Raw genomic sequence first — 23,789 nt, 5'->3', positions numbered from 1 at the left:
CCTCAAAAACATCATAACCGTAAATAACTTTTTCAAATACCACGGATCATTTCTTTCCCATAAACACCACGATGGACCTGGGTGGAATCAGAAACCGTTTCCCTTCTGCTGCAGGCTCCTTACCTTCCGGGTACATGCCGTTTTCTTCCCCTTTATCCGTATGAAAGACCACATGCCATTGCTCCTTCTTAGGCAGATTAGGAAGATCAAATTCGTGTGGCTCCCAGTGCATGTTATAAGCCACATAGAAATTGTTATCCGCAGTCCCATCCGGTTTTCTTCCATATTCCCCACAGTAAAAGATTCCAAGCTGACGCCGGAAATTATCAAATTCAGGGCACCATGCCTTTACTCCATGATAGGAAACATCGGGGAACCCGCATGCCAGATAATCCATGATCCTTGGCTCCTTCGGCATATGGAACACCGGATGAGATTTCCGGAATGCAATCACTGCCTTCACAAACTCCAGAATATCCTGATTGGTCTTAACCAGATTCCAGTTCAGCCACGACACTTCATTATCCTGGCAATATGCATTATTATTGCCTGACTGGGAATTGCCGAATTCATCTCCAGCCATAATAAGGGGCGTTCCCTGGCTCAAAAGCAAAAGAAGGAATGCGTTTCGCAGCTGCTTTTTCCGAAGTTCCACCACCTTTTTCCGTTTCGTCGGCCCTTCGACTCCGCAGTTCCAGGAATAATTATAGGGATTGCCATCCTGGTTTTTCTCCCCGTTTTCCTCATTATGCTTGGTATCGTAAGATACCATATCCATCATGGTAAATCCGTTGGTATTGGCCATATAATTAATGACGCCGTACCCCGATGGATTACTCCTGGTGTGGAATGCAAGGTTTTTCATCTGTTCCTCGTCTCCCTTTAATACCCGGCGCATATCCACCAGAAAGCCGTCATTATACTCTCCTAAGTGCTTAACCTTTCCTTCAAAGGCCGGGTCCCAGGAAACCGCAAACAGCTTGATCCGGCTTAAATAAGGATCCCGTTCAAGGAGGTCTAAGGGCGGGTCTCCTACCAGATGAATCCCGTCCACATGAAATTCATCCGCCCAGAACCGAACCACATCAAGAACAAAAGAGGGCGGTTCCTTTCCGGTAAAGAAAAGCTCCACGATCAACTCAAGCCCCTCCTTATGAAGAGCCTTCACAAGGCTTTTAAACTCCAAAGCCGGGTCCTTTATAGAGGCGTAGGAAGCCTTTGGAGTAAAATAACAGCCTGACGTATATCCCCAATAATTCAATTTTCCAACAGGTTTATCCACACCAAAAGGGCTTCCATACACAGGTTCCTGCATGATGACCTCGGAAAATTCATTCACTGGCATCAGCTCCACCGCAGTAATGCCCAGTTCCTTCAAATAAGGGATCTTTTCCCGTATGGCATCGAAGGTCCCTCTGCTCTTTACTTTGGAAGAGGCGTGCTTAGTAAAACCCCGGTTATGGAGCCGGTATATGATACTGTCCTCATATGGAATTTGAAGAGGCTTATCCTCTTCCCAATCAAAATCAGAAAACTCGATGGGAGTTTTTAAATGAGTGGAAGCGTGTTCAAGATCCCCCCATATCTCCCATCCTGTAAAACGTGTTCCATAAGGATCAGAAAACAGCTTTCCATCGATTTCAAAGCAGTATTCCAGATTTTCAAAATCCTCTCCCAGAATGGTCATGCTCCATACATCGCCTTTTCTGGCCTCTGCAGGAAAGGAAAGGGCCTGAACCGGTGTTTCTTCTCCGGCCTTATAGATATGGACCCTGCATTCCTCTCCTTGCGCAGCCACACACAGGCGGATCCCGCCGGATACCCTTGAGAGCCCCATAGAATAGGATCCCATCTCGTGCTTTGCAATCTTGTACTGTACCATATCGCTTATCTCCTCCGTCTCTTGGTCCGATCCCGGAATAGTTTCTGCTGACTTTTATCGTTCATCTTATTGGTTCTCAATCTGTTCTGCCAGATCGTTTAGATACATCCAGCGCTCCATTTTTTCTTCCAGCAGCTTTTCCTGCTCTGTCTTTTCTTCCATCAGCGCATTCAGCTTGCTGTAATCACTGGAAGCTTCTCCCATCTGCCTGTCCAGGGCTTCGATCTTTTCTTCCAGGGCCGCTAAATCCTCCTCTATGGTTTCCCATTCTCTTTGTTCCTTAAAGGAAAATTTTAGCTTCCTCTCTCCCTTTGGCTTTTCCTTGGTCTTCTTTTCCGTGGCTTCTGAACTTTTTGCAGCTTCCTCAGCCTGGCCTGAAAGACCTTCCGGATATTTCTCCTCAAATGCCGCCTGATAATCGGTAAAGCCTCCCTCATACTGGGTCACCCGGCCCTGGCCCTCAAAAGCAAAGATCCGGCGCACGACCCGGTCCAGAAAATACCGGTCATGAGAAACCGTGACTACAATCCCCTGAAAGCTGTCAAGATAATCCTCTAAGATCGTTAAAGTCTGGATATCCAGATCATTGGTCGGCTCGTCAAGCAAAAGCACATTCGGCGCTTCCATCAGGATCCGGAGCAGATATAGCCTTCTTTTCTCCCCACCGGACAGCTTGCTGACGGTAGTGTACTGAACACTTGAGGGAAACAGAAAGCGTTCCAGCATCTGAGAGGCGCTGACACTTCCATCCTTTGTCTTTACATACTCCGCCACATTCCGGATGTAGTCAATGACCTTTACACTGCCATCCATGTCTTCGCTTTCCTGAGAAAAATATCCCATTTTCACGGTCTGCCCTATGGTAACCGTCCCAGCGTCAGGCTCCAGCCACCCTGCAGTGATCTTCATCAACGTGGACTTACCGCTTCCATTGGGCCCGATGATGCCGATTCGGTCATTTTTTAAGAATACATAGGTAAAGTCCTTCATCAGAACCTTTTCCCCAAAGGCTTTGTTGATCTCATTAAGCTCCACTGTGGTACGCCCCAGACGGCTTGAAACAGAATCCAGTTCCACCGTCTGATCGATCTTAATCCCCTCCTGGTCACGGAGATTCTCATAGCGCTGGATATGAGCCTTCTGCTTGGTAGAACGCGCTCTGGCGCCCCGCTGCATCCATTCCAGCTCCACTTTAAGGATGGACTGGCGTTTCCGCTCTGAGGCCGCCTCCATGTCCATACGCTCTGCCTTCAGCTTTAAATAGCCTTCATAATTCTCCTGATAGTTGTAAAGCTTTCCCTTATCCAGCTCCACAATCCGGTTGGTAACGCTGTCTAAAAAATACCGGTCATGGGTTACCATCAATAACGCCCCTCTAAAACGCTTTAAATAGTCCTCCAGCCAGTCTGCCATGCTGCTGTCTAAATGGTTGGTTGGCTCGTCAAGGACCAGTAAGTCGGTATTCCCAAGAAGGACGCTGACTAATGCCACCCGTTTTCTCTGTCCTCCTGACAAGGTCTCCACCTTGGAATCAAAGTCCGAAAATCCCAGTCTGGTCAGCATGGCCTTTGCCTGGCTTTCCAGGTCCCAGACATGCTCATGCCCTTCATTGTCCCGGACAATGCTCTCTAAAATGGTATCACCTTCATGGAAGACTGGATTCTGAGACAGAAAACGGATATCTAAATTCCGTCCCTTTACCACAGTCCCCTGATCCGGCTCTTCAAGACCTGCCACGATCCGTAGCAAAGTGGATTTCCCGGTTCCGTTAATGCCGATTAGCCCGATCTTATCCCCTTCATTAATGCTGAAGCTGGTATCATCAAAAAGCAGACGTTCCGTATATGATTTTATTAAATGTTCAATCGTCAGTAAATTCATTCCTTATCGTTCTCTCCTGTCTGGTACTCTCTAACGGATCACAAGCTCCACAGGGCAGTGGTCGGAGCCTAAGACCTCGGTATGGATGTCCGCACTTATGAGCCTGTCCTCTAAGCTTTCAGATACGCAGAAATAGTCAATGCGCCAGCCTGCATTTTTCTGCCTGGCACTAAACCGGTAAGACCACCAGGAGTATACGCTTTCCAGCTCCGGATTGAAATAACGGTATGTGTCAATAAAACCATTTTTCAAAAGGAGGGTAAACTTCTCCCTTTCTTCATCGGTAAAGCCTGCATTTTTCCGGTTGGTTTTAGGATTCTTTAAATCGATTTCCTTATGAGCCACATTTAAGTCTCCGCAGAAAATCACCGGCTTTTTATCCTCCAGCTTTTTTAAATAGGAAAAGAAGGCCTCCTCCCATGTCATCCGGTAAGGCAGACGGGCCAGCTCATTCTGGGAATTAGGGGTATAGCAGGTAACCACATAGTATTCCGGATATTCAGCTGCGATCACCCGGCCTTCCCTGTCATGCTCCTCAACGCCGATTCCATAAGCCACTGACAAAGGCATCTCCTTCGTAAATATGGCAGTCCCTGAATAGCCTTTCTTTTCCGCATAATTCCAGTACTGATGATATCCGGGAAGTTCAAGTTCGATCTGTCCCTCCTGAAGCTTGCTTTCCTGGATACAGAATACATCCGCATCCACTTCATTAAAATAATCCAAAAAGCCCTTGTCCACGCAGGCGCGAAGGCCGTTTACATTCCAAGAAATCAGTTTTTTCATTGTTTTTCACCTCGTATAAAAGATAGAAATAGTATATCATTTTCCCGTTGACGAATCCACATCTTTTGAGATATTCTAATAATAATGAAGGGAAAGGCGTTTCCATAGTATTCGTTTCACAGAATAAAAGAATAATCAGTGGGCTAAGGAGAGGGATATGGAATATTGTTTAGGGATTGACATAGGCGGAACATTTATTAAATATGCATTAGCAGATGAAACGTACCATATTGTTGACCGTTGGAAAGCTAAAACCAAAAAGTTTGACAACATACATGAATTTTATGATTACATATGTTTAAATATCAAAGACCTTAACTCAATAAAGAATATAGGAGTAAGTGCTCCAGGGCTCATTGATGAAAATTCCAATGTAAAATCTTATGCTGCGGCAAATGTATGTATCATGAAGGAAAGCAATGTTAATTGTGAAATAGGAAAAAGGACAAATAAGAAGGTGGCAACAATCAATGACGCCAAAGCCGCCGGCCTTTGTGAACTTAAAATGGGAAATGCAAAAGGGAGCCGTTCTTCTGCATTTTTAATCATCGGAACAGGCACCGGTGGGTGCTTATGTGATGAGAAAGGTGTTATCTATGGGAAGGATGGCTATGCAGGAGAATTTCACCACTTGCCATTCATGAATTTTAAAACTGGAGCCCTTGACTGTCAAGGGGATTATTGCTCTATGACAGCTCTAATTAAAATATACAACAGTAAGTTAACTTTAGAAGATAAGGCTGTCTATGGAAATGAAGTATGTGATAAATATTTAAATGGGGACAGAACCGCCATAGAAGCAGTTGATGAATGGATTAATTATATATCCATCCAATTGCTGACAATCGCTGTATTTTATAATCCGGAAATCATATGCATCGGCGGAGGAATATCAGAAGAATCCTGGTTTATTGAAGCTGTCAGAGAAAAGTTTCAGAGCACATGCAAGAGCTATTTTAAAGGCGAGAAATTTATAACAACCAAAATTGATAAATGCAGCTATAACAATGATTCTAATATATTAGGAGCAATCATTCATGTAAATGAAATGCTTATATAACATTGTAATTTGAGGGTGTCTTAAAGGTGTTTTTCCTCTAAGACACCCTCTATCAGGATCTTATCTTATTAGGTTCATATCTTATCTCATGATTTCCCTTTTTCCTGCCACTTCTTCCGTTCCACAAACCGTCCCATGAAAAAGGCAAGAACACCTACACCGATACCGGTCTGGATGCAAAAAAGCAGGCTTTCCACTTCTCCGGGAAGTTCCCCGTCGATGAAGGTTTCCATTACCGGTGTAAACCATGGCTCATATTCCGTTCCCTGGATCTCCGATATCATCTGGCTTCCTGCATCATCAGAACCGCCGAATTCGGCTCCCTTTAAGGCAAAGAGGGGAACCGCTGCAATCAGGAAAGCTAAAATCAGGAGAGTTGCTACGATCGTTTTGTTTTTACTGGTCATATTACTGAACCTCCTTTGAGAATCCAACTGCCTTCAGTTCCGGAAGGGCATATGTTTCAAGGGTGATGATGATCACTGTGGTGAGGATTCCTTCAATAATTGCAAGGGGGAGCTGAGTCGGTGCAAATACCCCTAAAAATTTAACGGCAGAAGCAAATACGCCGCCTGTTTCCGAAGGATAAGCAAGTGCAAGCTGAATGGCAGTCACACAATATGTAAACAGGTCACCGATCATCGCTGCCAGGAAAATGCTGACCATTTTATTTACCTTCAGCATTTTTAATAATTTATAAATTCCAAAAGACACGAACGGTCCTGCAATTGCCATGGAAAAGGTATTGGCGCCCAGCGTCGTAAGACCGCCGTGTGCCAGTAATATGGCCTGGAATATCAGCACGATCATTCCCAGAATGCTGACTGCGGACGGCCCGAATAAAAGTGCCCCAAGGCCGGTTCCTGTCATATGGGAACAGCTTCCGGTTACAGACGGGATCTTTAAAGATGATATGACAAAAATAAAGGCTCCCGACATGGCCAGTATGGTGATGGTTTTCCTGTTCTCCTGAAGCCTCTTCCTGATGGAGAAAAATCCCGCTGCCAGAAATGGCACGCAAATGGCCCCCCAGGCGATACAGTATCCCACCGGTAAATACCCCTCCATAATGTGCATTCCATAGGCGCTTGGAACAATTCCAAAGGCCAGAGCAAATGCAATGACTAGTTTCATGACTCTTTTTTCTTTCTTACTCATTTTCATTCTCCTTTCTGTTTTCCCACACAGTTTTCTGGGTGGGCCACCCCGCTTTATCGGGTGTAAAGGTATACCCGAAGGGTGTTCCAATAAAATAAGCACCTGATTCCGATGATTCCCACTCATCAGACCGGCGCTCACAGGGTAAATCTTTATACAACAAAAAGACTTCCCGGCATCTGGTCATCGCTCGTAACCAGATGCATCGCAGGCATAATTTACTTAATGAAGGCGCAGCCTGAATTTAGTAAATTAGCCGTTCGATGAGCCAAAGGCGAATCGAACTTCCTTATGAAAGGCAGGTCTTCTGACTCGTGTATCTTCACAGCAGCTCTTCTTCCCGGTTTCCCAGTGAATTATTGAGCCCTGCTCCACACTTACAGCGGCGGGACCGTAAGGGATTTGCACCCTTTTCCCTATTATCCTGCGGAGAATTTTCACAGGCACCTTTCATATGATATGTAGTATTGTAGCTGTTTCATACGTTTCTGTCAATTTCTTTGTGTTTGTAAGAGCATTTCCAGCTCTCCGGCATCTCTGGGAGAGCCCCCGCCTTCTTCTAAAATGCGGTGCCTCACCAGGCTGTTATAAACCTCCAAAAGGATGGGCCTTTTTAAATTGGCCTGATTTAATACCTCATCATCCTCGAACACTTCCCTCACCGGACCGTCGGCTATGATGCGCCCCCCGGAAAAAATCACCGCCCGGTCTGCAAAACGGTAGGCAAAATCCACATCATGGGTTGAAATCAAAAGAGTTTTCCCCATTTCATTCATCTTATCCAGAACACCTTCTAACATTTCCACATTGACCGGATCCAGAGAGGCCGTAGGCTCGTCAAATATGACCACCTCGGATTCCATAGCAATGATATCCGCTATGCTGACACGCTTTTTCTCTCCCCCGCTTAAATAGTGGGGCGGCCGGTCCTTCATGGGCATTAAATTCATACAGTCCAATGCCGTCTCCACCCGCCTTCTCACTTCCTCCTTAGGAAGCTTTAAATTCACCGGTCCAAAGGAGACCTCCGCAAACACCGTGGAAGCAATGATCTGGCTATCCGCATCCTGAAACACGATCCCCACATTTTTCCTCAGTTCATTCAAATCCTTTTTCCCAATTTCCTTTCCGCGGTAACGGATCTGGCCGGATTCAGGCCGCAATACGCCGTTCAGATTGAGAAAACAAGTGGATTTCCCAGCTCCGTTCGAACCAAGAACTGCTATTTTTTCTCCCTTTTTCACGGTAAAATTGATTTTCTTAAGCACCTGGTTTCCCTGCCCATAAGAATAAGACAGGTTTTCCGCTTGCAAAAGGATATCATCCATTTTCCTTCAACTCCTTATCATCTGCTTTGATCCAGCAGCAAGGCTACCCTGCCATCCTCCACACCAGAACCAGAAATACAAAATAACCGGCTGCAGCCCCGATCTGCCAGCCTTTCACCTTTTTCTCCTCCTCCAGAAATAAAAGCTCCCCATCATAACACCGTGCAGTCATGGCGTCATAATAAACTCCGGCCTTTTTTAGGGAAACCAAGAATAAATTGCCGGCCGTACTCCCAAATGACCAACAGGAGGTCTTAAAGTCGCAGTATCCCAGCCTTGACTCAGCCGCCTGCCTCATGCGGCACTGAGTATCCGTCATCACAAAGATAAACCGGTAAATCATATTCATCAGTTCAACAATAATCTTCGGAACATGGAGTCTTCGGAACACACAGATCACCTCGCTTGCCGGAGTGGAAAGCACCAGCATATACATGGCACTTAATGAGGCCATAGCCTTTAAAACCAGACAAAAAGCCAGTTCCAGCCCACCTTCCGTCAGATACAGATAATATCCACGCACCGAAACCAGGACCCGTCCGTAAGGCGCCTTAGAAATATCCATTATAACGGCAGCCGTCCCCAAAACAAGAAATGCAAGCGGGATCCTTAAAAACGCCAGGTATTTCCTCCCGGAAAGACCTCCCACCAGAATGGTAATCCCACCCATGGATAAAATAACCGCCCCGGATACCCATGCATCATGTGCTGCAATGCAAATAAACAGCGCAGCCACTGCCACCGCCGCCTTAAGGTATGGATTCCATCCCCTCATACGGGAAGCATAGGCATAATAATCAATGGTATCGATCATTCTCACCTCCTTTACAAGCTGATTATACGCTATACGGAAGGATCGTGCAATCATGTAAAAAAACCCCCGGACAAATAGCTTTCGACTATCTGCCCGGGAGGCCTCTCTTCTTATATCACACACTCTGCTTACATCGCAAGCACCTGGCTCCATTTTTCTTCTGCAACCGGTATTCCGTTTGCCATGTTATCCCTCATAGCGATCGCCTCCGGTTCTCCCGGATACAGCACCTCACCGTTTTCCACTGCCGGCTCAGAGGACTTGATATCAGCGATGATATCAGCGATGATCTGATCCGTAAGCTCCGGACTGTTCGCTTTTGACGGGTCTATGGCGATCATCACCTGGGAAAGCCCTATCTCATCTCCAAACCCAGCTATGGTATGGACGGAATTCCCATTGGTCAGAACCGTCCCAATTAAATCAAGGGCAATAGAAATACCGCTGCCTTTCCAGTATCCCATAGGCAATACCCGCCAGCTCTTCTCAATTTCGGCCGGATCAGTGCTTAAATTTCCTTTAGTGTCATAGCCGCCCGGCACCGGAAGCATTTGCCCCTTCAGCTTATACTCTTCCAGCTTCCCATAAGAAAACTGGGAGACCGCACAATCAATCACAACATGCCGGCCGTCGCTTCTGGGAACTGCAAAAATGATGGGATTGTTGCCGATCTTCCGGTCTTTTCCTCCCCACGCCGGCATATTCGGACAGGTATTTGACCAACAGATGCCGATACAGCCCTGGTCCGCCGCCTGAAACCCATAGCTTCCGCCGCGCATCCAATGGTTGTTGTTGCCCAGAGCCACGATACCGATCCCATATTGCTTTGCCAGTTCACAGGCCCTGTCCATGGCGAGCTTTGCATTCAGCGGGCCGAATCCCCTTAGGCCGTTCCAGCGTTCAAATGCTCCCATCTTAAGCTCGCACACAGCCTCCAGGTCCGGATTTATCTCCCCTTTCTCCAGATATTCCACCACCCTGGGAAAGCGGTTAAGCCCATGGGAATAAACACCCGCAAGGCTGTTCTGCGCGAAAATTACGGCCGCAGCCTCTGCTCTCTCTTCACGAAAGCCTTTTTTTACAAGCACTCTTTTAAACTCTCTTACCATTGTTTCATATGGAACTCTCATCTTGAATCATTCTCCTTAACAGATATAATAAACTGCTAAATATGCGTTTAGTCCTTTAGTCATCTTTATTTCCGGCTTTAAGCTCCAAAGATCCTGCCGCAAGATAACCATGGCTTTTCCCTTCTTCACTTTCCGTGATCCAAAAAGCATATATTGTGGCATGGTCCAGCGTAAATCTGATTCGGATTTTATCCTGCCTTACATCCTTTAAACTTTTTTTATCCTGCCAGGTGATCCGGTATTTTGTCTTATCCTCCGTCATCACAATGCAATCCTGCCCGGAATATCCCGGAATCACATTTCCCTCCGGATCCAGAATTTCGGCTGACAGTTTCCCTCCTGTGCAGTCTGCATTTACAAACAGGAACTCTCCCTGATATTTTAAAATCTCTGTTGTTAATGATCCCTTTGAATAAGCCTTCATGCCGGCGAACCCGTCACGCCTCAGTTTTGCCATCCCCACGGCTCCGCCTGAGTATTTATGGCTGCCGAAATGAGGCGATTGACCTGAAAATGCAGAATAGTAAAAATAAAGTTCATCTCCTGCCACCGTGCAAATACCGTTAGCCGGATGCAGGTATCCGTAATCCCAGCTTCCTTCTTTCCTCGAAGAGCTTAAAAAATCCTCATAAGTAGGCCTGTCAAAGTGGAACCCATCCCTGCTGAAAGCGATCTTTAAATCATTGATCTTTGGAAGCCCGGTTTTTTCACATACAAAATTCGGAGGTCCCATAAATACGGAGTAAATACCAAGCATCACGCTTTCGTATGCCACTGCATCCAGATTATACAGCTGCGTATAATATCCAAGATCCCGATCCGGCTTATCGTATATATCTGTTCTCGCCCAGAAGCTTAGATCATCTGTTGACCACCGGCTGCCTTTGTAAAAATCGTCGGTCTCATAATAGCTGCGTACCCTTACCCTGCTGTCCAGCTCAGAAAAGGTCCTCAAGCTGTAGATCCATTTTTTACGGAATGGATTATAAAAGAAGGTCGTATTGTCCCCGGAATGGCTTGTTGTACCGACTTCCTCCCAATGTATTCCATCTGCGGACTTATATAATACCGTTATTTCCTTGGGAGGAACAGAGGCTGGATCATCATGCGCATGTTTGGGCTTGCGGTGGTAATATTTGTAATCTTCCTCAAAACACCGGTAAAACACCAGCATCTTATATCTTTCATCCGGGGTCCCGGCATACTCATCCAGCCATACGGCATCTCCATCTCTCATATAACCCGGAATGTGCTTAAGCACCCGGTCCGAGTGCCCGGTAGAGATCTGGCTTAGCCGTTTCCACCGGAACCCATCGTCACTTTCCGCGTAAGCGCTGCCATCAAACCAGCCTGCATGATACCACATTTTAAATTTCCGGCTTTGAGCATCATAAAACACTCCGCCATTGAAGGGGCAGGCGCATGTACAATATCCGTCATTTAGTTCCATGCTGGTCTGTGGCCATAAAACAGGTTTCTCCAAGACCTGCGGTTTCCCGAACTCTCTGATCAGATCCGTCTCACAAATCAAAAAATCGTCCACAAACAATTGCCTGCCAACCGATATATCGATATAATCCGGTTTGTTCTCCAGATATGGAACGCGTAGCGGCTTATCCAATGTTTCTTCTCTGTAATGCGGCGGCCACGAATCCGGCAGCGTTATATTATTATATAATCGTTCCATGATACTCCTTACTATACGTTTAACTATTCTTCAGACTTATAAAACACATAGGTCAATACAAATGCTACTGCAAATCCAATGGCACATGCAATTAGATATTTTCCAAGCTGCCCATTTAAATACAATAAAATTCCGGGTATTGCGGTGATCGACATTCCGGTTCCTGCAAGCCCTGAAACAGAAGCGAATATACCGGCAAAACCGCCACCGATACAGCCGCAGACAAATGGCACCAGTCTTGGCAGATTCCCGCCGAAAATAAGCGGCTCTGTAATTCCTAAAAATGCAGGCACCGCAGATGTAAGATACAGTGATTTCTGTTTTTTGTTCTTTGTTTTAAGTGCCGCCGCAATGCCTGCCGCCCCCTGAGCAACGATTGCGCCGCAGACCAGAGCATTAAATGGATTGGCACCTGTATTGGCAAGCAGCTCTATTTCAAATGCTTTAAATGTATGATGGAGTCCTGTGATCACCACCGCCTGCTGCAGTGCTCCAACAATAAACCCTCCTATTCCAAACGGAATATTCATCAGGAAAGAAATGGCCGCAACCAGTCCCTTTTCGACTATATGCATGACAGGCCCTATGATAATTAAACCTATGACCATGCTGGAAAAAAGTGTAACGAATGGAGTAACAATCAAATCCAGAACATCCGGTACGATTTTTCGAAGGCCCTTTTCAATTTTGGCCGCAATCACACCCAGAATCAATGCCGGCAATACGGAACCCTGGTACCCTATGATCGGAATGTTTAAGTTCAGCAGGCTTAAATAGATAGGCTCAATTTTTCCGCTGGCCACCTGATTCGCGTTGGGAAGCTGCGGGGCCACCAGCATAAGACCGATTACAATCCCCAGTGCGGGTGAAGCGCCGGACCGTTTCATGACGGAATACGTCACCAGTGCCGGAAGAAATGCAAATGCAGTATCGATCAATACCTGGGACAAGGCCAGGAATGTAGGGTCTAATTCCACACCAAGATTAGTAATAAAGCTGCGCAGCCCCATGAAAAGACCTGTTGCAACTAAGATCGGTATGATAGGAAAAAATACATCTCCCAGCAGCCTCGATGCCTTTTGAAAGACATTCATATTTGCTGCCGTAGCTTCTGATTTAGACATCATGTTCGCGCTGTCCAGCTTTGTGATCTCAAGGAACTCTGCATATACCTTGTTCACAAATCCCGTCCCCAAAATAACCTGGTGTTGCCCGGATGCCAGAAAGCTTCCTTTTACTCCGTCAATTTGTTCTATTTCTTTCTTGTTAAACTTTGCTCCATCTTTAAGAACAAGCCTTAATCTCGTAGCGCAATGCTCTACGTTTAAAATATTCTCTTGACCGCCAACGTGAACCAGAATCTGTTCAGCTGTTTGTCTTTCTTTACTCATATGATCCTCCTTGGTTTTTATGCAACAATGTACGCGCGTTCATTTATTTATTAAGAATATAACAGAAGTGGTCAGCTGTCAAGATGTCATGTGATTTTTATATATAATGCCCTATTTTTAAATTTCTATTTGTGCTGATTGTACAAGTTCCCTGGAGGTTGATTCACGTATTACCAGCCTTGGAGAAAGTTGAATCAATTCCTCTTCCATATTCCCATTTATTCCATTCAGCAGCATGCCTACCGCACTCTTTGCAATTTCTTCGATCGGCGAGGCCACGGAAGACAGCGTTGGAATCATCTTTCTGGCCAACAGCGTATTGTTATAACCACATACAATCACATCTTTCGGCACCTCCAGGCCATATTCTGTTAATGCCTTTATGACATCACTGGCAGCGATATCGCTGTGTGCAAACCAGGCAGTTACTTTTTCGGGATCATGATCCTTAAAATACTGGCTGATGATTTCATAGACCCTTTGATTTTCCACCGTCTCATGCTGATTGCATTCAAGAACAGCTTTTAATTTCAGCCCGTTCTTTTCAAGCTCTGAACGGAATCCTTCTAATTTGTTATTTCCGGCCAGGGATCTTATGGGACCTATATAACCGATATTTCTATGTCCAAGCTCGCAAAAATGCCTTGCTACCTGAATGCCCCCTTCTTCTGAACTGATGATAATATTCTTCTTTTCCGTCCGCTTAAAAAGGCTGACCATGGGAATGCCTATTCCGCTGTATAATTTTTTATTAGGAGTTCCGATCGGTCTTACAATAATCCCGTCTACCTTCCGCCTTTTAAATCCGTTGATGATGCTGGCTTCCCTCGCCTTTTCTCTCTGCGCATCGCCGAGAATAACATTATACCCGTATATTTCAGCCCCGTGTACGATGGATGTCATCAATGAGGCATACAATGGATTGGATAAATCGGAAAATAACACACCGATCAGATTGGTCCTGTTTCCTGCCAGGCTCTGCGCCACCTGATTCGGTTCATATCCCAGCTTTCTTACCCAATACATGACATTGCTTCGGGTTTCCATCGTGATAGATGGATGATTCGATAATACTCTTGATACGGTAGCACGAGATACGTGTGCAGCCTTGGCAACTTCCTCCATTGTAACCATGGTCATACCAAATCCTTTCATTGCGTTTCTTCTTGCCCGCTTTTCTTCTATCATACTATTATCCTGCTGTTTTCGAAACCTCTTTTTAAGTAAAAAATTACAGCCTGGTAATTTTTAAATTGCCAGGCTGCTGCCCTCACAGGAATCATGATAAAATCTATTTATTCTCTTCTACCTGTTCCTCGGTCAAGGTAAATACCTGTCTCTTACGAGCCATTTCATCACTCGCCAGATACTCGTCGTAGGTGGTAATCTTATCGATCAGCTGTCCGTTTACGATCTCCATAATACGGTTAGCCGTTGTCTCAACGATCTGGTGGTCACGGGAGGAGAAAATCAGAACTCCCTGGAATTTTACCAGACCATTATTGAGTGCCGTGATAGACTCCATATCCAAATGGTCCGTAGGCTCGTCAAGCATCAGCACGTTAGCACCGGAAATCATCAGCTTGGAAAGCATGCAGCGCACCTTTTCTCCACCGGACAATACCCGTACCTTTTTTACGCCATCCTCTCCGGCAAACAGCATACGGCCAAGGAATCCGCGCACATAAGTGGCTTCCTTTTCCGGAGAATACTGGGTCAGCCAGTCAACGATGGTATCATCGTTAGCAAACTCCGCTGTGTTGTCCTTCGGGAAATAGCACTGGCTGGTGGTAAGGCCCCATTTGTAATCGCCCTCATCAGGCTCCATTTCCCCTGCAAGAATCTTGAAGAGAATGGTCTTTGCCATCTCATTGGGTCCCACCAGAGCCACCTTATCCTCACGGGTTAAGGTAAAGGAGATATTGTCTAAAATCTTTACTCCGTCAATGGTCTTTGATAAATTATTAACAGTTATAACCTCATTGCCGATTTCACGAGCCGGACGGAAATCAATGTATGGATATTTACGGCTGGAAGGTTTGATGTCATCCAGTTCGATTTTCTCCAACGCACGCTTTCTGGAAGTCGCCTGCTTGGATTTGGAAGCATTGGCGGAGAAACGCTGGATAAATTCCTGCAGCTCCTTGATCTTTTCTTCCTTTTTCCGGTTGGCTTCCTTCATCTGCTTTACCATCAGCTGGCTGGACTCATACCAGAAGTCGTAGTTACCTGCATAAAGCTGGATTTTACTGTAATCAATGTCTGCGATATGGGTGCAGACTTTATTTAAGAAGTAACGGTCATGGGAAACCACGATTACCGTATTTTCAAAGTTAATAAGGAATTCCTCAAGCCATGCAATGGCATCCAGATCCAAATGGTTGGTAGGCTCGTCAAGAAGCAGGATGTCCGGGTTTCCGAACAGAGCCTGGGCAAGAAGCACCTTAACCTTTTCAGCACCATTTAATTCACTCATATATTTGTAGTGAAGATCTGTATCGATTCCCAGGCCGTTTAAGAGGTTTGCCGCATCGGATTCTGCCTCCCAGCCGTTCATGGTAGCGAATTCACCTTCTAAGTCCGCTGCCTTGATACCGTCTTCATCGGTGAAATCTTCTTTCATGTAGATGGCATCTTTTTCTTTCATGATCTCATAAAGCCTGACATTTCCCATAATAACGGTGTCAAGCACCTGGAAGCCGTCATATTTAAAGTGGTCCTGTTTTAAGAAGGAAAGTCTCTGTCCCGGCGTTATGACGATATCGCCGTTTGTCGGCTCCAATTCACCGGAAAGTATTTTAAGGAAAGTGGACTTTCCCGCGCCATTGGCGCCAATCATCCCGTAGCAGTTGCCTTCAGTAAACTTAATGTTCACCTCTTCAAACAATGCTTTTTTCCCGAGTCTTAATGTTACGTTATGTGCACTGATCATCTTAAATTCCCTTTCTGCAATCTGGTTATCGTTCTCTAGCCAAAATCATCAAAATAGGGGTCCATTGGCCCCTTCTTCTGTCATCTCTATTATTGTACATGAAAATCCCGAATTTGCAAGCTTTTTATCTTGGAAAAAGAAGTTCATCACGCCTTCGGCTTATGAAATGCTTGTCTCCACGGATTAAATTATGCCTGCATATTCGGGATTTTAATCAATTACTTTGCGGCTTCCACCCTTAAGGGGAAGTTGGATTTGCTTCCTGCGTCATAGTCAACGGTCACATAGGTCACCTTTACCATGGCCCCGCTTCCATTGCTGTCATCGGTGGCGGCTCCAAGCACATCAGTGTCCAGACCCTCACAGTTGTCCTTGATAAACCCTATCTCTTCACCGGATTCCGTCTTAATGGTAAAGGTACTCATGGCCTGGTCCATAACGCTTCCGGTCACTTCCTGCACCTTCATGTTCTCCTGCCCATCCAATACCAGGACAGGTTTGGCATTAGAAGCATCCGAGCCGGAAATTTCCCCTTTATAGATAACGGAAACTGACACCTCCGGCTCCAGCGCATAGGAGGTCTCCACCACCGTACCGTTTAAGTCAAAGGACATTTCCTTGCCGTCGTTCTCCACGGTCATGCTTTCTAAGTTGTCCCCAACCTTTTTGACCGTGCCGGCCAGTATCTTAAATTCTGCCCCGTTGCCCGGCGCTTCCTGGCTTACATCTCCCGTACTCTCAGAGCTAGGGGCCGTACTCTCCGTTACCGTATTTGCCACACTTTCTGTATTCTTTGTAGATTTTCCACAGGCTGTAAATAAAACTGCCGCACAGACAGCTACTGCCATAATCCATGTTTTCTTCATAAGCATCCTCTTCTTTCTTTCCTAAATCACCTATGATTCCACATTTAGTATATCATCCGATTGTGAAAAATCTTTATCTTTTTCCTTAATTAATTTTACAAATTTCCTATAATTGGTAATTTCAACCCTCTCCATACCTTCCAAGAAAGCTCTGGGTCCGCTCATTGCTGGAGGAAAATACCTCTTCCGGAGTTCCCTCCTCTACGATCACGCCGTCAGCCATAAAGATGATCCTGTCTGAGATATCCCTGGCAAAGGCCATCTCATGAGTCACTATGACCATTGTGATATGCATGTCTGCAAGGGATTTAATGACCTTTAATACCTCTCCCGTAAGCTCCGGATCCAGAGCGGAAGTCGGTTCATCAAAAAACAGGATCCTGGGATTGAGGGCAAGTGCCCTTGCTATGGCTACCCGCTGGCACTGCCCTCCGGAAAGCTGGCAGGGATATGCTTCTGCCTTATCTTCCAGTCCCATCTTTTTAAGAAGTTTCATGGCCTCGGAAAAAACCTCTTCCTTATCCCGTTTCTGCACATGAACCGGCGCATCGGTAATGTTTTTTAAAACCGTCATATGGGGAAATAAGTGGAAGTTCTGGAATACCAGGCCGTAATTCTTCTGGATTTCCTTTCGTCTTTCCCCTTTGGCATAGATGGCCTTTCCGTCGGGCCCGTTCCATGCAGCCTTTTCTCCCAGATAATTAAGTTCTCCCCCATCCATCTCTTCCAGCATGGTAGCGCACCGAAGCAGGGTGGATTTTCCTGAACCGGATGGACCGATGATGGAAACGATCTCGCCCTCCTTTACCGACAGGGAAATATCCCGAAGCACGCCCTGGCCATCAAACGCTTTTTTTACATGGTTCATTTCCAGTAAGTACATCTTTTCTTCCTCCTATTGATAATAGTTCAACCGCTTTTCTATGTATTCCATCCCAATTGCCACGATAAGGTTAAAGATATAATAAAACAGGCCTGCTGCCACAAAAGGAATAAGGCTTGTCTGGGACGAGGCCAGAGCCTTAGCAACTGCAAACATCTCTAAAACGCTGATAGAAAAAGCCAGGGAGGTGTCCTTGACCAGAGTAATGACCTCATTGGTCACAGACGGCAGGATCCGCTTCACCACCTGGGGAAATATGATACGGAAAAAGGTCTGGGTCTTTGTATAGCCTAAAAGCTTTGCCGCTTCATACTGTCCCACCGGCATGGATTGGATCCCGCTCCGGTATATTTCCGCAAAATACGCTGCATAGTTGATGACAAAGCCAATAAATGCGGCCCAGAGGCGGTACCCGTTCCCTACCTTTATGCCGAATAAATAGTATGGTCCGAAATATACCACCATCAGCTGCAGCATCAATGGAGTTCCCCTCATGACTGAAATATAGAATTTAACAATGGCCTGAATAACAGGGTTTTTAGACATCCTTCCAAAGGATACCAAAAGTCCCAGGGGCAGAGAAAAGACCAGCGTCACTACAAATATCTGGATGCTGACCCACATTCCCCCTGCCAATTGTAAAAATATCTTCGTTAAAGCCATGATTTCTCCTCCATGTTCTAAAAAATAGGGTCCGGCCCATGGCTGGGGGACCGGAACCCATTATTAAATCTTTATTTCTGCAAGCAATGAGCCAGGTGCAGGAATGCTTGCATTCTACATCTGGCAAATGCTGTAAGGGTCAAATACTTCCTGACATTTTACGGAGTATTAGATTATTTAACTGTTGTTACATCCTTGCCAAACCATTTTTCTGAGATCTTCTCAAGAGTCCCGTCAGCAGCCATAGCCTCTAACTGTTCCTGGACCTGATCTCTTAAGGCGTCATTGCCTTTCTTAAATCCAACGCCGTATTCTTCAGCAGCAAGGGCCTCATCCAGTATAATAAAATCCGCCTTCCTCTGCTCGATCTGGTATCCTGCCACAATCACATCCATTGCAATGGCATCCACTGCTCCCATCTCCAGGTCCATAAATGCGGTATTGTAATCCGGTGTTGTCTGAAGGGTTCCAAAGGTTTCCGCCAGCTTTCCATCCGCCTGCAGTGCCTTTTCCGCGGAGGAATCCGCTTGAACCTCAACGATCTTTCCTGATAAGTCAGCTAAGGTCTTAATACCGGAGTCCTTTCCCACTACAAACACCTGACTGTTCTCCATATAGGGCTTTGTCCAGGTATAGCCGTCTTCACGGCCTGTAATGGTAAAGCCATTCCAGATGCAGTCAATATTTCCTGCCTCCAGCTCCATATCCTTGGCATCCCAGGCAATGGGCTGGGGAACAAATTTCCTGCCAAGGCGGTTTGAAACCTCCTGTGCCAGTTCTAAGTCAAAACCAGTATATTCTCCATTGTCTCCGACAAAACCCATCGGCGGAAAATCCTGGTCAAATCCAACGGTAAATGTATCAGCGCCTGATTCTGTTTCTTTTCCAGTCTCTTTTGCTGTTGCTGCAGTGGTATCGGAAGACGCAGAAGCCGTAACTTCGCTCTTTTGCCCGGAACAGCCGCCAAGCAGGACTACCGCTCCTAACACTGCTGCTATTATAATTCCTTTTTTCATAATTGCATCCTCCTCTTGCTTTTCATGTGTTACCATGGTAGCACACTAAAGTGCTTCTGTAAAGAAGAAATTTGCAATTATAAAATTAGTTTTAAAAAAAGAACATAAATAAAACCAGGATGAAAATAACAATCGCAGCTCCCCCAAGGAAGACAGGACTTATGGTACTTCCCCTTCCTCTGGAAGTCAGCTCCGGCTCCGCAAGCATTCCCCAGGGACTTAATTCCATGATTCCTAAGGGAATCCCGCCCAAATCCTCTCTTCCCATAAAGGACAGAAATTCCTTCCAGTCACGTTCTACTATTTTCTTGCCCTCTTTCCAGTCCTCCCTTGGATCCCTATTGTCCTTTGTAAAAAAGGATCCGGAATCATCCTTGCCTACCGGACATTCCTTATCCTTTAAAAACTGCTGATATGCATGTTTTATCCCCTTATTTGCGGTCTCCCGCAGATCTCTGGTGGTCTGATAGAGGTTCAACATATAATAATAGATTTTATAAGCAGACCTGGGCTGAAAGAGGACATTCCTGCCCCCCAGCCTTTTCATGGCGCCCTCAGACTGCCTAAACGCTTCCTGTATGTAATAATCAATCATTCGGTCAACCGCCTCCCGCAGATCAGCAGCCAGTCCTTTGTTTATCCCGGAATAAGCTCCAAAGGTTTGGGATTTAATCGCCATCAGCGCAGCAAGAAACCCATAAAGCTCCTCGCTTCCTCCTGAAAGCCCGGAGCCCCTTAACAAATTTCCCTTATGATTTATATACCCGGCAAAAGCCTCCGCCGATTCAAGATCCGAAGGAGAATAAACCGTATTTTTCCCCATGGAGGAAATGGAGACCTTGGCACCATATGTCTTATTCCCCGGAAAACCGCTCCCTTCCAGGACGGACAGCGGAACCTCCCTTCGCATCCGCCAGGTATACCGGGGATCATTCTTTATCCGTCCCTCCCCGGCAGGCTGATAGATCATTCCTTGCTCTGCTTCATTTCCGGATTCATTTACCGGGATTCTAATGCTGCCCGGATTAAATTTAACCGTATCTCCGGCACTTTCCTGCTCCTCAAAAACCCTTTGCAGTTCTCCGCTGCTTAGAGTATTTCCTGTGACACTGCGGTAAAGCGCAGCCTTTAAGGCTGCCATGGAGCTTGGGGACCCGAAACTCCCAAAGAGGACTTTCAGTTCCCCCATGCGTGACTCAAGCACCTTCATAAGGATATCCGATAATGCGGTCTCCAGTGCGGCAAGCTGATCCTCCTGCACTCCTGCAGTCGTATTCTCAAGGATGGCCTGCAGCAGATACTTATAAATCAATGCAAGATACTCCAGTTCCTCAGGGAAGGGCTTTAAGGCAGACGGACTCCACGACAGGATATCCTCCCATGCCAAATCAGCCTCTTCCTTTCCCCACATTTTATCAAGATCAGAAAGCTCATCAGCGCTTAGCTTATAATAGGCGCTTTCATCTGACAGAGCGGCAGTATCCCGGGCAGATCTTGTTTCCCTCTTATCTTCCCCGCCTTCCTCACTCCTTTTCTCACGGTTTTCCTCTACGCTCCGGCTCAGTTCTTCCATAAACCGCTCACTGGCCTCGATCCTTCCCTTTATATCTGCTTCCTCTACAGCCCGCTGAATATCCACGGCCGCAGGTTCGCCTTTGGGAGCCGCAGCAGACGGCGGATCCTGTGCCTTTATCTCCATGTTATCACTCCCTTTTGGCCACTTTCACATTCATCAGTCTTTTTCATCCTGATAAACGATCCGTCCGCCGCAGATGGTATACTTCACCTTTCCAAACAATCGTTCTCCTGTAAACGGGGAATTGGAAGACTTGGAGGCATATTCTCCTACTGTCCATTCCTCATTGGGGTCAAAAATCACCAGATCCGCAGCAGATTCCTCCTTTATACAGCCAAAATCCAGCCGGTACAGCTTCGAAGGATTTAAACTCATCTTTTCCATCAGCTCCATCATGGTCAGATGCCCGGGCCGGACTAAGTTTGTCACACCAAGCCCCAGCGCAGTTTCCAGCCCGATGATCCCGCTTGGGGCCTCAGTCAGTTCCTTTGACTTTTCCTCGGCACTGTGGGGAGCGTGATCCGTGGCAATGATATCAATACTTCCGTCCTTTAGTCCCTGAATTATGGCCTTACGATCCTCTTCCGTCCGAAGGGGAGGATTCATTTTTGCCAGGGTCCCATGCTTTAATACCGCTTCCTCTGTCAGGGTGAAATGATGGGGTGTCACTTCCGCATACACTTTAGCCCCCAGCTCCTTTGCAAGCTTTACCATCTTAACGGAGGCGGCGGAACTGATATGCTGGATATCTACCGCCGCGCCGGTGTGAAGGGCAATCATACAGTCCCGGGCAACCAGGCAGTCCTCCGCCAAAGCCGGGGAACCGAAGATTCCAAGATGCTCAGATACTTTGCCATGGTTGATGCCATTGTTTGTGATAAAAGCAGGGTCTTCCTCGTGAAAGCTCAATGGAACGTTAAGCTTTACCGCACGTTCCATAGCTTCTTTTACCAGCTTCTCATCAAGGAGGGGAATCCCGTCATCGGTAAATCCCACCGCCCCCTGATTTTTTAATTCTTCCATATCCGTCAGTTCTCTGCCAAGAAGTCCCTTCGATACAGCTGCAGCCTGCAGCACGTGGATGCCTGTTTTCTTCCCTTCCCTCATCACATACTGAAGGGTTTCTACATTATCCACGGGAGGCTTTGTATTTGCCATACAAACAACTGCTGTAAACCCACCTTTTGCCGCCGCTCTGGCTCCGGTCTGTATATCCTCTTTATAAGTAAGACCAGGATCCCGGAAATGAACATGGACATCTACAAACCCAGGGGCAACGATAAAACCGGAAGCATCGATTACTACATCCTCCTTTGAAACGGGAAGGGCATCCATCTTAAGCTGTTCTCCCATACCGACAATCTTCCCATCTGCAATGCAGATATCCATAGTTCCTTCCACCTGATTCCCAGGGTCAACTACATGAGCATTTTTAATCCATATCATCTTCTATTCCTACCTTTCTTTCTTATCTATCGTCCACTTCCTCCTGTTTCTTTGCAGCAAATGTAAAAAATTTCTGGGGCAGCTCAAATACAAATACAATGCCAAGTACAATGGCAACCGCCACCTTACATGCAAGAAAACCGGTCCGAACTGCCAGCGCCAGTTCATCCGTCACAATATAATAAGCCGTCCAGTATATTCCCGCCCCGGGCACCAGGGGAAAAATACCGGATATTAAAAATATAGTGACAGGACATCGTTCCCTTACAGCAAAAGTCCTGGAAAGAAAAATCACCACAATGGTGGCCGCCAAAGCGGCCGACGGAGCCGATAGTCCATTCATAAGCCCTCCATAGACCAGCCAGCCTGCTCCTCCGATCAGCCCACAGTATGGATAAAACCTGGCGGGAACCCCAAACAAAAGGGAAAAAGCAACCGTACCAACAACCGCAGCGGCGGCTTCCATAAACACACTCATAGAAGCACACCTCCCGTCAGCCGGTGGAACAGGCTGAAAACCATCCCAACACCCATAGCTATGCAGAAAAATACCAGCAGTGCATCAATCATCCGGACGGAACCCGAGATATAATCTCCGTCTGCAATATCCCGGATGGCATTGGTAAAGGCAACTCCAGGAATCAGGGGCATAATGGAACCAATGATCATAAAATTCAAATTCTCTCCAAAATGAAGCAGATAAAGAACTGTACACAAAAATGTGACCAGGGCTCCTCCCCCGATGCTTCCTACTATCTTTGAGAGATGGGGTCTGCTTAGAAAAATCACATATACATATAGAAGAATCCCGGAGCCAAAGGCCGATAAACCGTCCCTTAGGGTTCCTCCAAACAGATAACAAAAGCAGGCGCTTCCAACACCGGAGGCAAGGATCTGCATGGTTCTTGGTTTTCCCGGCATGACCCGAATCTGGTCCAGCCGGTGCCTTACATCACCGGGGCTTAATAAGCCTGTCTCAATTTCCCTGGATAGCTGGTTTACCGCCGCAACCCGGTCCAAATGGGTTCCGCTCACAGGAATATGCTGGACCTTTGCAAATATTTCCTCTCTCTCATTGCCTGAGGTCGTAAAAATTCCATTGCTTAGAACAAAGGAATTCCCGGACCGGATCCCATAGTGACAGCAGATCCGCTCCATAGTCTCCTCCACCCGGAAGATTTCCGCCCCATTTTCCAGCAGAATATGCCCTGCCTGCATGGCGGCCTCTAAAACCTCTCTCTGCTCCTCAGGTGTCAGTTCCCCTGGCTGTTCCTTCTCGTTTTCCATAAA

General features: G+C 46.4%; 22 protein-coding genes and 1 riboswitch. Of the genes, 1 reads left to right on the top strand and 21 read right to left on the bottom strand.

Annotated features, from left to right (window positions below; translation table 11 throughout):
• Positions 1–46 precede the first annotated feature (46 nt).
• The 3 genes from BMW45_RS07645 to BMW45_RS07635 all read right to left on the bottom strand — a co-directional run bounded on the left by BMW45_RS07645 (position 47) and on the right by BMW45_RS07635 (position 4,549).
• Entirely contained in the window at positions 47–1,882 is a 1,836-nt protein-coding gene (locus BMW45_RS07645) for an alpha amylase C-terminal domain-containing protein (protein ID WP_092241890.1), read from the bottom strand.
• A 66-nt stretch (positions 1,883–1,948) separates the two neighbouring features.
• Complete coding sequence (locus BMW45_RS07640; protein ID WP_092241888.1) at positions 1,949–3,763, bottom strand: ABC-F family ATP-binding cassette domain-containing protein; 1,815 nt, start codon at positions 3,761–3,763, stop codon at positions 1,949–1,951.
• 30 nt (positions 3,764–3,793) lie between these two features.
• On the bottom strand, positions 3,794–4,549 hold the full coding sequence (locus BMW45_RS07635; protein ID WP_092241885.1) for an exodeoxyribonuclease III: 756 nt from the start codon (positions 4,547–4,549) through the stop codon (positions 3,794–3,796).
• Between the two features lie 157 nt (positions 4,550–4,706).
• On the opposite strand from BMW45_RS07635, the gene BMW45_RS07630 reads away from it, so the two are divergent.
• Positions 4,707–5,609, top strand: a complete 903-nt coding sequence (locus tag BMW45_RS07630; RefSeq protein WP_025230427.1) for an ROK family protein — start codon at positions 4,707–4,709, stop codon at positions 5,607–5,609.
• 86 nt (positions 5,610–5,695) lie between these two features.
• Here the strand turns inward: BMW45_RS07630 and BMW45_RS07625 are convergent, their stop codons facing one another.
• The 18 genes from BMW45_RS07625 to BMW45_RS07545 form a co-directional block, all read right to left on the bottom strand.
• Positions 5,696–6,016: an energy-coupling factor ABC transporter substrate-binding protein gene (locus BMW45_RS07625; RefSeq protein ID WP_092241882.1), complete on the bottom strand. Its 321-nt coding sequence runs from the start codon at positions 6,014–6,016 to the stop codon at positions 5,696–5,698.
• 1 nt (position 6,017) lies between these two features.
• Positions 6,018–6,767, bottom strand: coding sequence for an energy-coupling factor ABC transporter permease (locus BMW45_RS07620; protein WP_092241879.1), 750 nt, complete (start codon positions 6,765–6,767; stop codon positions 6,018–6,020).
• Positions 6,760–6,927: a hypothetical protein gene (locus BMW45_RS27770; protein ID WP_166433300.1), complete on the bottom strand. Its 168-nt coding sequence runs from the start codon at positions 6,925–6,927 to the stop codon at positions 6,760–6,762. Before BMW45_RS27770 ends, BMW45_RS07620 begins: the two co-directional genes overlap by 8 nt.
• Positions 6,928–7,047: 120 nt before the next feature.
• Positions 7,048–7,233: riboswitch (cobalamin riboswitch) on the bottom strand.
• Between the two features lie 25 nt (positions 7,234–7,258).
• Positions 7,259–8,095, bottom strand: a complete 837-nt coding sequence (locus tag BMW45_RS07615) for an energy-coupling factor ABC transporter ATP-binding protein (RefSeq protein WP_092241869.1) — start codon at positions 8,093–8,095, stop codon at positions 7,259–7,261.
• A gap of 43 nt (positions 8,096–8,138) precedes the next feature.
• Positions 8,139–8,909, bottom strand: coding sequence for a cobalt ECF transporter T component CbiQ (gene cbiQ / locus BMW45_RS07610; RefSeq protein WP_242882946.1), 771 nt, complete (start codon positions 8,907–8,909; stop codon positions 8,139–8,141).
• 128 nt (positions 8,910–9,037) lie between these two features.
• Positions 9,038–10,039, bottom strand: a complete 1,002-nt coding sequence (yiaK, locus tag BMW45_RS07605) for a 3-dehydro-L-gulonate 2-dehydrogenase (RefSeq protein WP_025230432.1) — start codon at positions 10,037–10,039, stop codon at positions 9,038–9,040.
• Between the two features lie 55 nt (positions 10,040–10,094).
• Positions 10,095–11,726, bottom strand: coding sequence for a hypothetical protein (locus BMW45_RS07600; RefSeq protein ID WP_092241867.1), 1,632 nt, complete (start codon positions 11,724–11,726; stop codon positions 10,095–10,097).
• Between the two features lie 23 nt (positions 11,727–11,749).
• A complete protein-coding gene (locus tag BMW45_RS07595) occupies positions 11,750–13,117 on the bottom strand; it encodes a PTS transporter subunit EIIC (RefSeq protein ID WP_092241865.1) in 1,368 nt (455 codons plus the stop codon).
• Between the two features lie 117 nt (positions 13,118–13,234).
• Positions 13,235–14,305, bottom strand: a complete 1,071-nt coding sequence (locus tag BMW45_RS07590; RefSeq protein ID WP_092241862.1) for a LacI family DNA-binding transcriptional regulator — start codon at positions 14,303–14,305, stop codon at positions 13,235–13,237.
• A gap of 103 nt (positions 14,306–14,408) precedes the next feature.
• Positions 14,409–16,049, bottom strand: coding sequence for an ABC-F family ATP-binding cassette domain-containing protein (locus BMW45_RS07585; protein ID WP_092241859.1), 1,641 nt, complete (start codon positions 16,047–16,049; stop codon positions 14,409–14,411).
• A 218-nt stretch (positions 16,050–16,267) separates the two neighbouring features.
• Positions 16,268–16,915, bottom strand: a complete 648-nt coding sequence (locus BMW45_RS07580; RefSeq protein WP_092241856.1) for a hypothetical protein — start codon at positions 16,913–16,915, stop codon at positions 16,268–16,270.
• 121 nt (positions 16,916–17,036) lie between these two features.
• Complete coding sequence (locus tag BMW45_RS07575; protein ID WP_025230438.1) at positions 17,037–17,798, bottom strand: amino acid ABC transporter ATP-binding protein; 762 nt, start codon at positions 17,796–17,798, stop codon at positions 17,037–17,039.
• Between the two features lie 12 nt (positions 17,799–17,810).
• Positions 17,811–18,461 (bottom strand): amino acid ABC transporter permease, encoded by a 651-nt coding sequence (locus BMW45_RS07570; protein WP_092241853.1) that lies wholly within the window; start codon positions 18,459–18,461, stop codon positions 17,811–17,813.
• Positions 18,462–18,634: 173 nt separating this feature from the next.
• Positions 18,635–19,477: an amino acid ABC transporter substrate-binding protein gene (locus BMW45_RS07565; protein ID WP_092241851.1), complete on the bottom strand. Its 843-nt coding sequence runs from the start codon at positions 19,475–19,477 to the stop codon at positions 18,635–18,637.
• A 91-nt stretch (positions 19,478–19,568) separates the two neighbouring features.
• Positions 19,569–21,176: a hypothetical protein gene (locus tag BMW45_RS07560; protein WP_092241849.1), complete on the bottom strand. Its 1,608-nt coding sequence runs from the start codon at positions 21,174–21,176 to the stop codon at positions 19,569–19,571.
• A gap of 33 nt (positions 21,177–21,209) precedes the next feature.
• Positions 21,210–22,499 (bottom strand): dihydroorotase, encoded by a 1,290-nt coding sequence (locus BMW45_RS07555; protein WP_092241846.1) that lies wholly within the window; start codon positions 22,497–22,499, stop codon positions 21,210–21,212.
• A gap of 22 nt (positions 22,500–22,521) precedes the next feature.
• Complete coding sequence (locus tag BMW45_RS07550; protein WP_092241844.1) at positions 22,522–22,977, bottom strand: threonine/serine exporter family protein; 456 nt, start codon at positions 22,975–22,977, stop codon at positions 22,522–22,524.
• Entirely contained in the window at positions 22,974–23,786 is an 813-nt protein-coding gene (locus BMW45_RS07545) for a threonine/serine exporter family protein (protein WP_092241841.1), read from the bottom strand. Before BMW45_RS07545 ends, BMW45_RS07550 begins: the two co-directional genes overlap by 4 nt.
• Positions 23,787–23,789 lie beyond the last annotated feature (3 nt).

It is taken from the genome of Lacrimispora sphenoides, assembly GCF_900105215.1.
Classification (GTDB): Bacteria; Bacillota; Clostridia; order Lachnospirales; family Lachnospiraceae; genus Lacrimispora; species Lacrimispora sphenoides_A.
Note: the sequence above shows the minus strand (reverse complement) of the source record. Positions and strands in the feature narration are given on the sequence as shown.

Bases quoted from the DNA above. Each gene is read 5' to 3' on its own strand.
- BMW45_RS07595 (WP_092241865.1), bottom strand. From the start codon at position 13,117: ATGAGTAAAGAAAGACAAACAGCTGAACAGATTCTGGTTCACGTTGGC.
- BMW45_RS07630 (WP_025230427.1), top strand. From the start codon at position 4,707: ATGGAATATTGTTTAGGGATTGACATAGGCGGAACATTTATTAAATAT.
- BMW45_RS07580 (WP_092241856.1), bottom strand. From the start codon at position 16,915: ATGAAGAAAACATGGATTATGGCAGTAGCTGTCTGTGCGGCAGTTTTA.
- yiaK (WP_025230432.1), bottom strand. From the start codon at position 10,039: ATGAGAGTTCCATATGAAACAATGGTAAGAGAGTTTAAAAGAGTGCTT.
- BMW45_RS07550 (WP_092241844.1), bottom strand. From the start codon at position 22,977: ATGAGTGTGTTTATGGAAGCCGCCGCTGCGGTTGTTGGTACGGTTGCT.
- BMW45_RS07545 (WP_092241841.1), bottom strand. From the start codon at position 23,786: ATGGAAAACGAGAAGGAACAGCCAGGGGAACTGACACCTGAGGAGCAG.
- BMW45_RS07615 (WP_092241869.1), bottom strand. From the start codon at position 8,095: ATGGATGATATCCTTTTGCAAGCGGAAAACCTGTCTTATTCTTATGGG.
- BMW45_RS07565 (WP_092241851.1), bottom strand. From the start codon at position 19,477: ATGAAAAAAGGAATTATAATAGCAGCAGTGTTAGGAGCGGTAGTCCTG.
- cbiQ (WP_242882946.1), bottom strand. From the start codon at position 8,909: ATGATCGATACCATTGATTATTATGCCTATGCTTCCCGTATGAGGGGA.
- BMW45_RS07645 (WP_092241890.1), bottom strand. From the start codon at position 1,882: ATGGTACAGTACAAGATTGCAAAGCACGAGATGGGATCCTATTCTATG.
- BMW45_RS07555 (WP_092241846.1), bottom strand. From the start codon at position 22,499: ATGATATGGATTAAAAATGCTCATGTAGTTGACCCTGGGAATCAGGTG.
- BMW45_RS07575 (WP_025230438.1), bottom strand. From the start codon at position 17,798: ATGTACTTACTGGAAATGAACCATGTAAAAAAAGCGTTTGATGGCCAG.
- BMW45_RS07600 (WP_092241867.1), bottom strand. From the start codon at position 11,726: ATGGAACGATTATATAATAATATAACGCTGCCGGATTCGTGGCCGCCG.
- BMW45_RS07635 (WP_092241885.1), bottom strand. From the start codon at position 4,549: ATGAAAAAACTGATTTCTTGGAATGTAAACGGCCTTCGCGCCTGCGTG.
- BMW45_RS07620 (WP_092241879.1), bottom strand. From the start codon at position 6,767: ATGAGTAAGAAAGAAAAAAGAGTCATGAAACTAGTCATTGCATTTGCT.
- BMW45_RS07560 (WP_092241849.1), bottom strand. From the start codon at position 21,176: ATGGAGATAAAGGCACAGGATCCGCCGTCTGCTGCGGCTCCCAAAGGC.
- BMW45_RS07590 (WP_092241862.1), bottom strand. From the start codon at position 14,305: ATGATAGAAGAAAAGCGGGCAAGAAGAAACGCAATGAAAGGATTTGGT.
- BMW45_RS07640 (WP_092241888.1), bottom strand. From the start codon at position 3,763: ATGAATTTACTGACGATTGAACATTTAATAAAATCATATACGGAACGT.
- BMW45_RS07585 (WP_092241859.1), bottom strand. From the start codon at position 16,049: ATGATCAGTGCACATAACGTAACATTAAGACTCGGGAAAAAAGCATTG.
- BMW45_RS07570 (WP_092241853.1), bottom strand. From the start codon at position 18,461: ATGGCTTTAACGAAGATATTTTTACAATTGGCAGGGGGAATGTGGGTC.
- BMW45_RS07625 (WP_092241882.1), bottom strand. From the start codon at position 6,016: ATGACCAGTAAAAACAAAACGATCGTAGCAACTCTCCTGATTTTAGCT.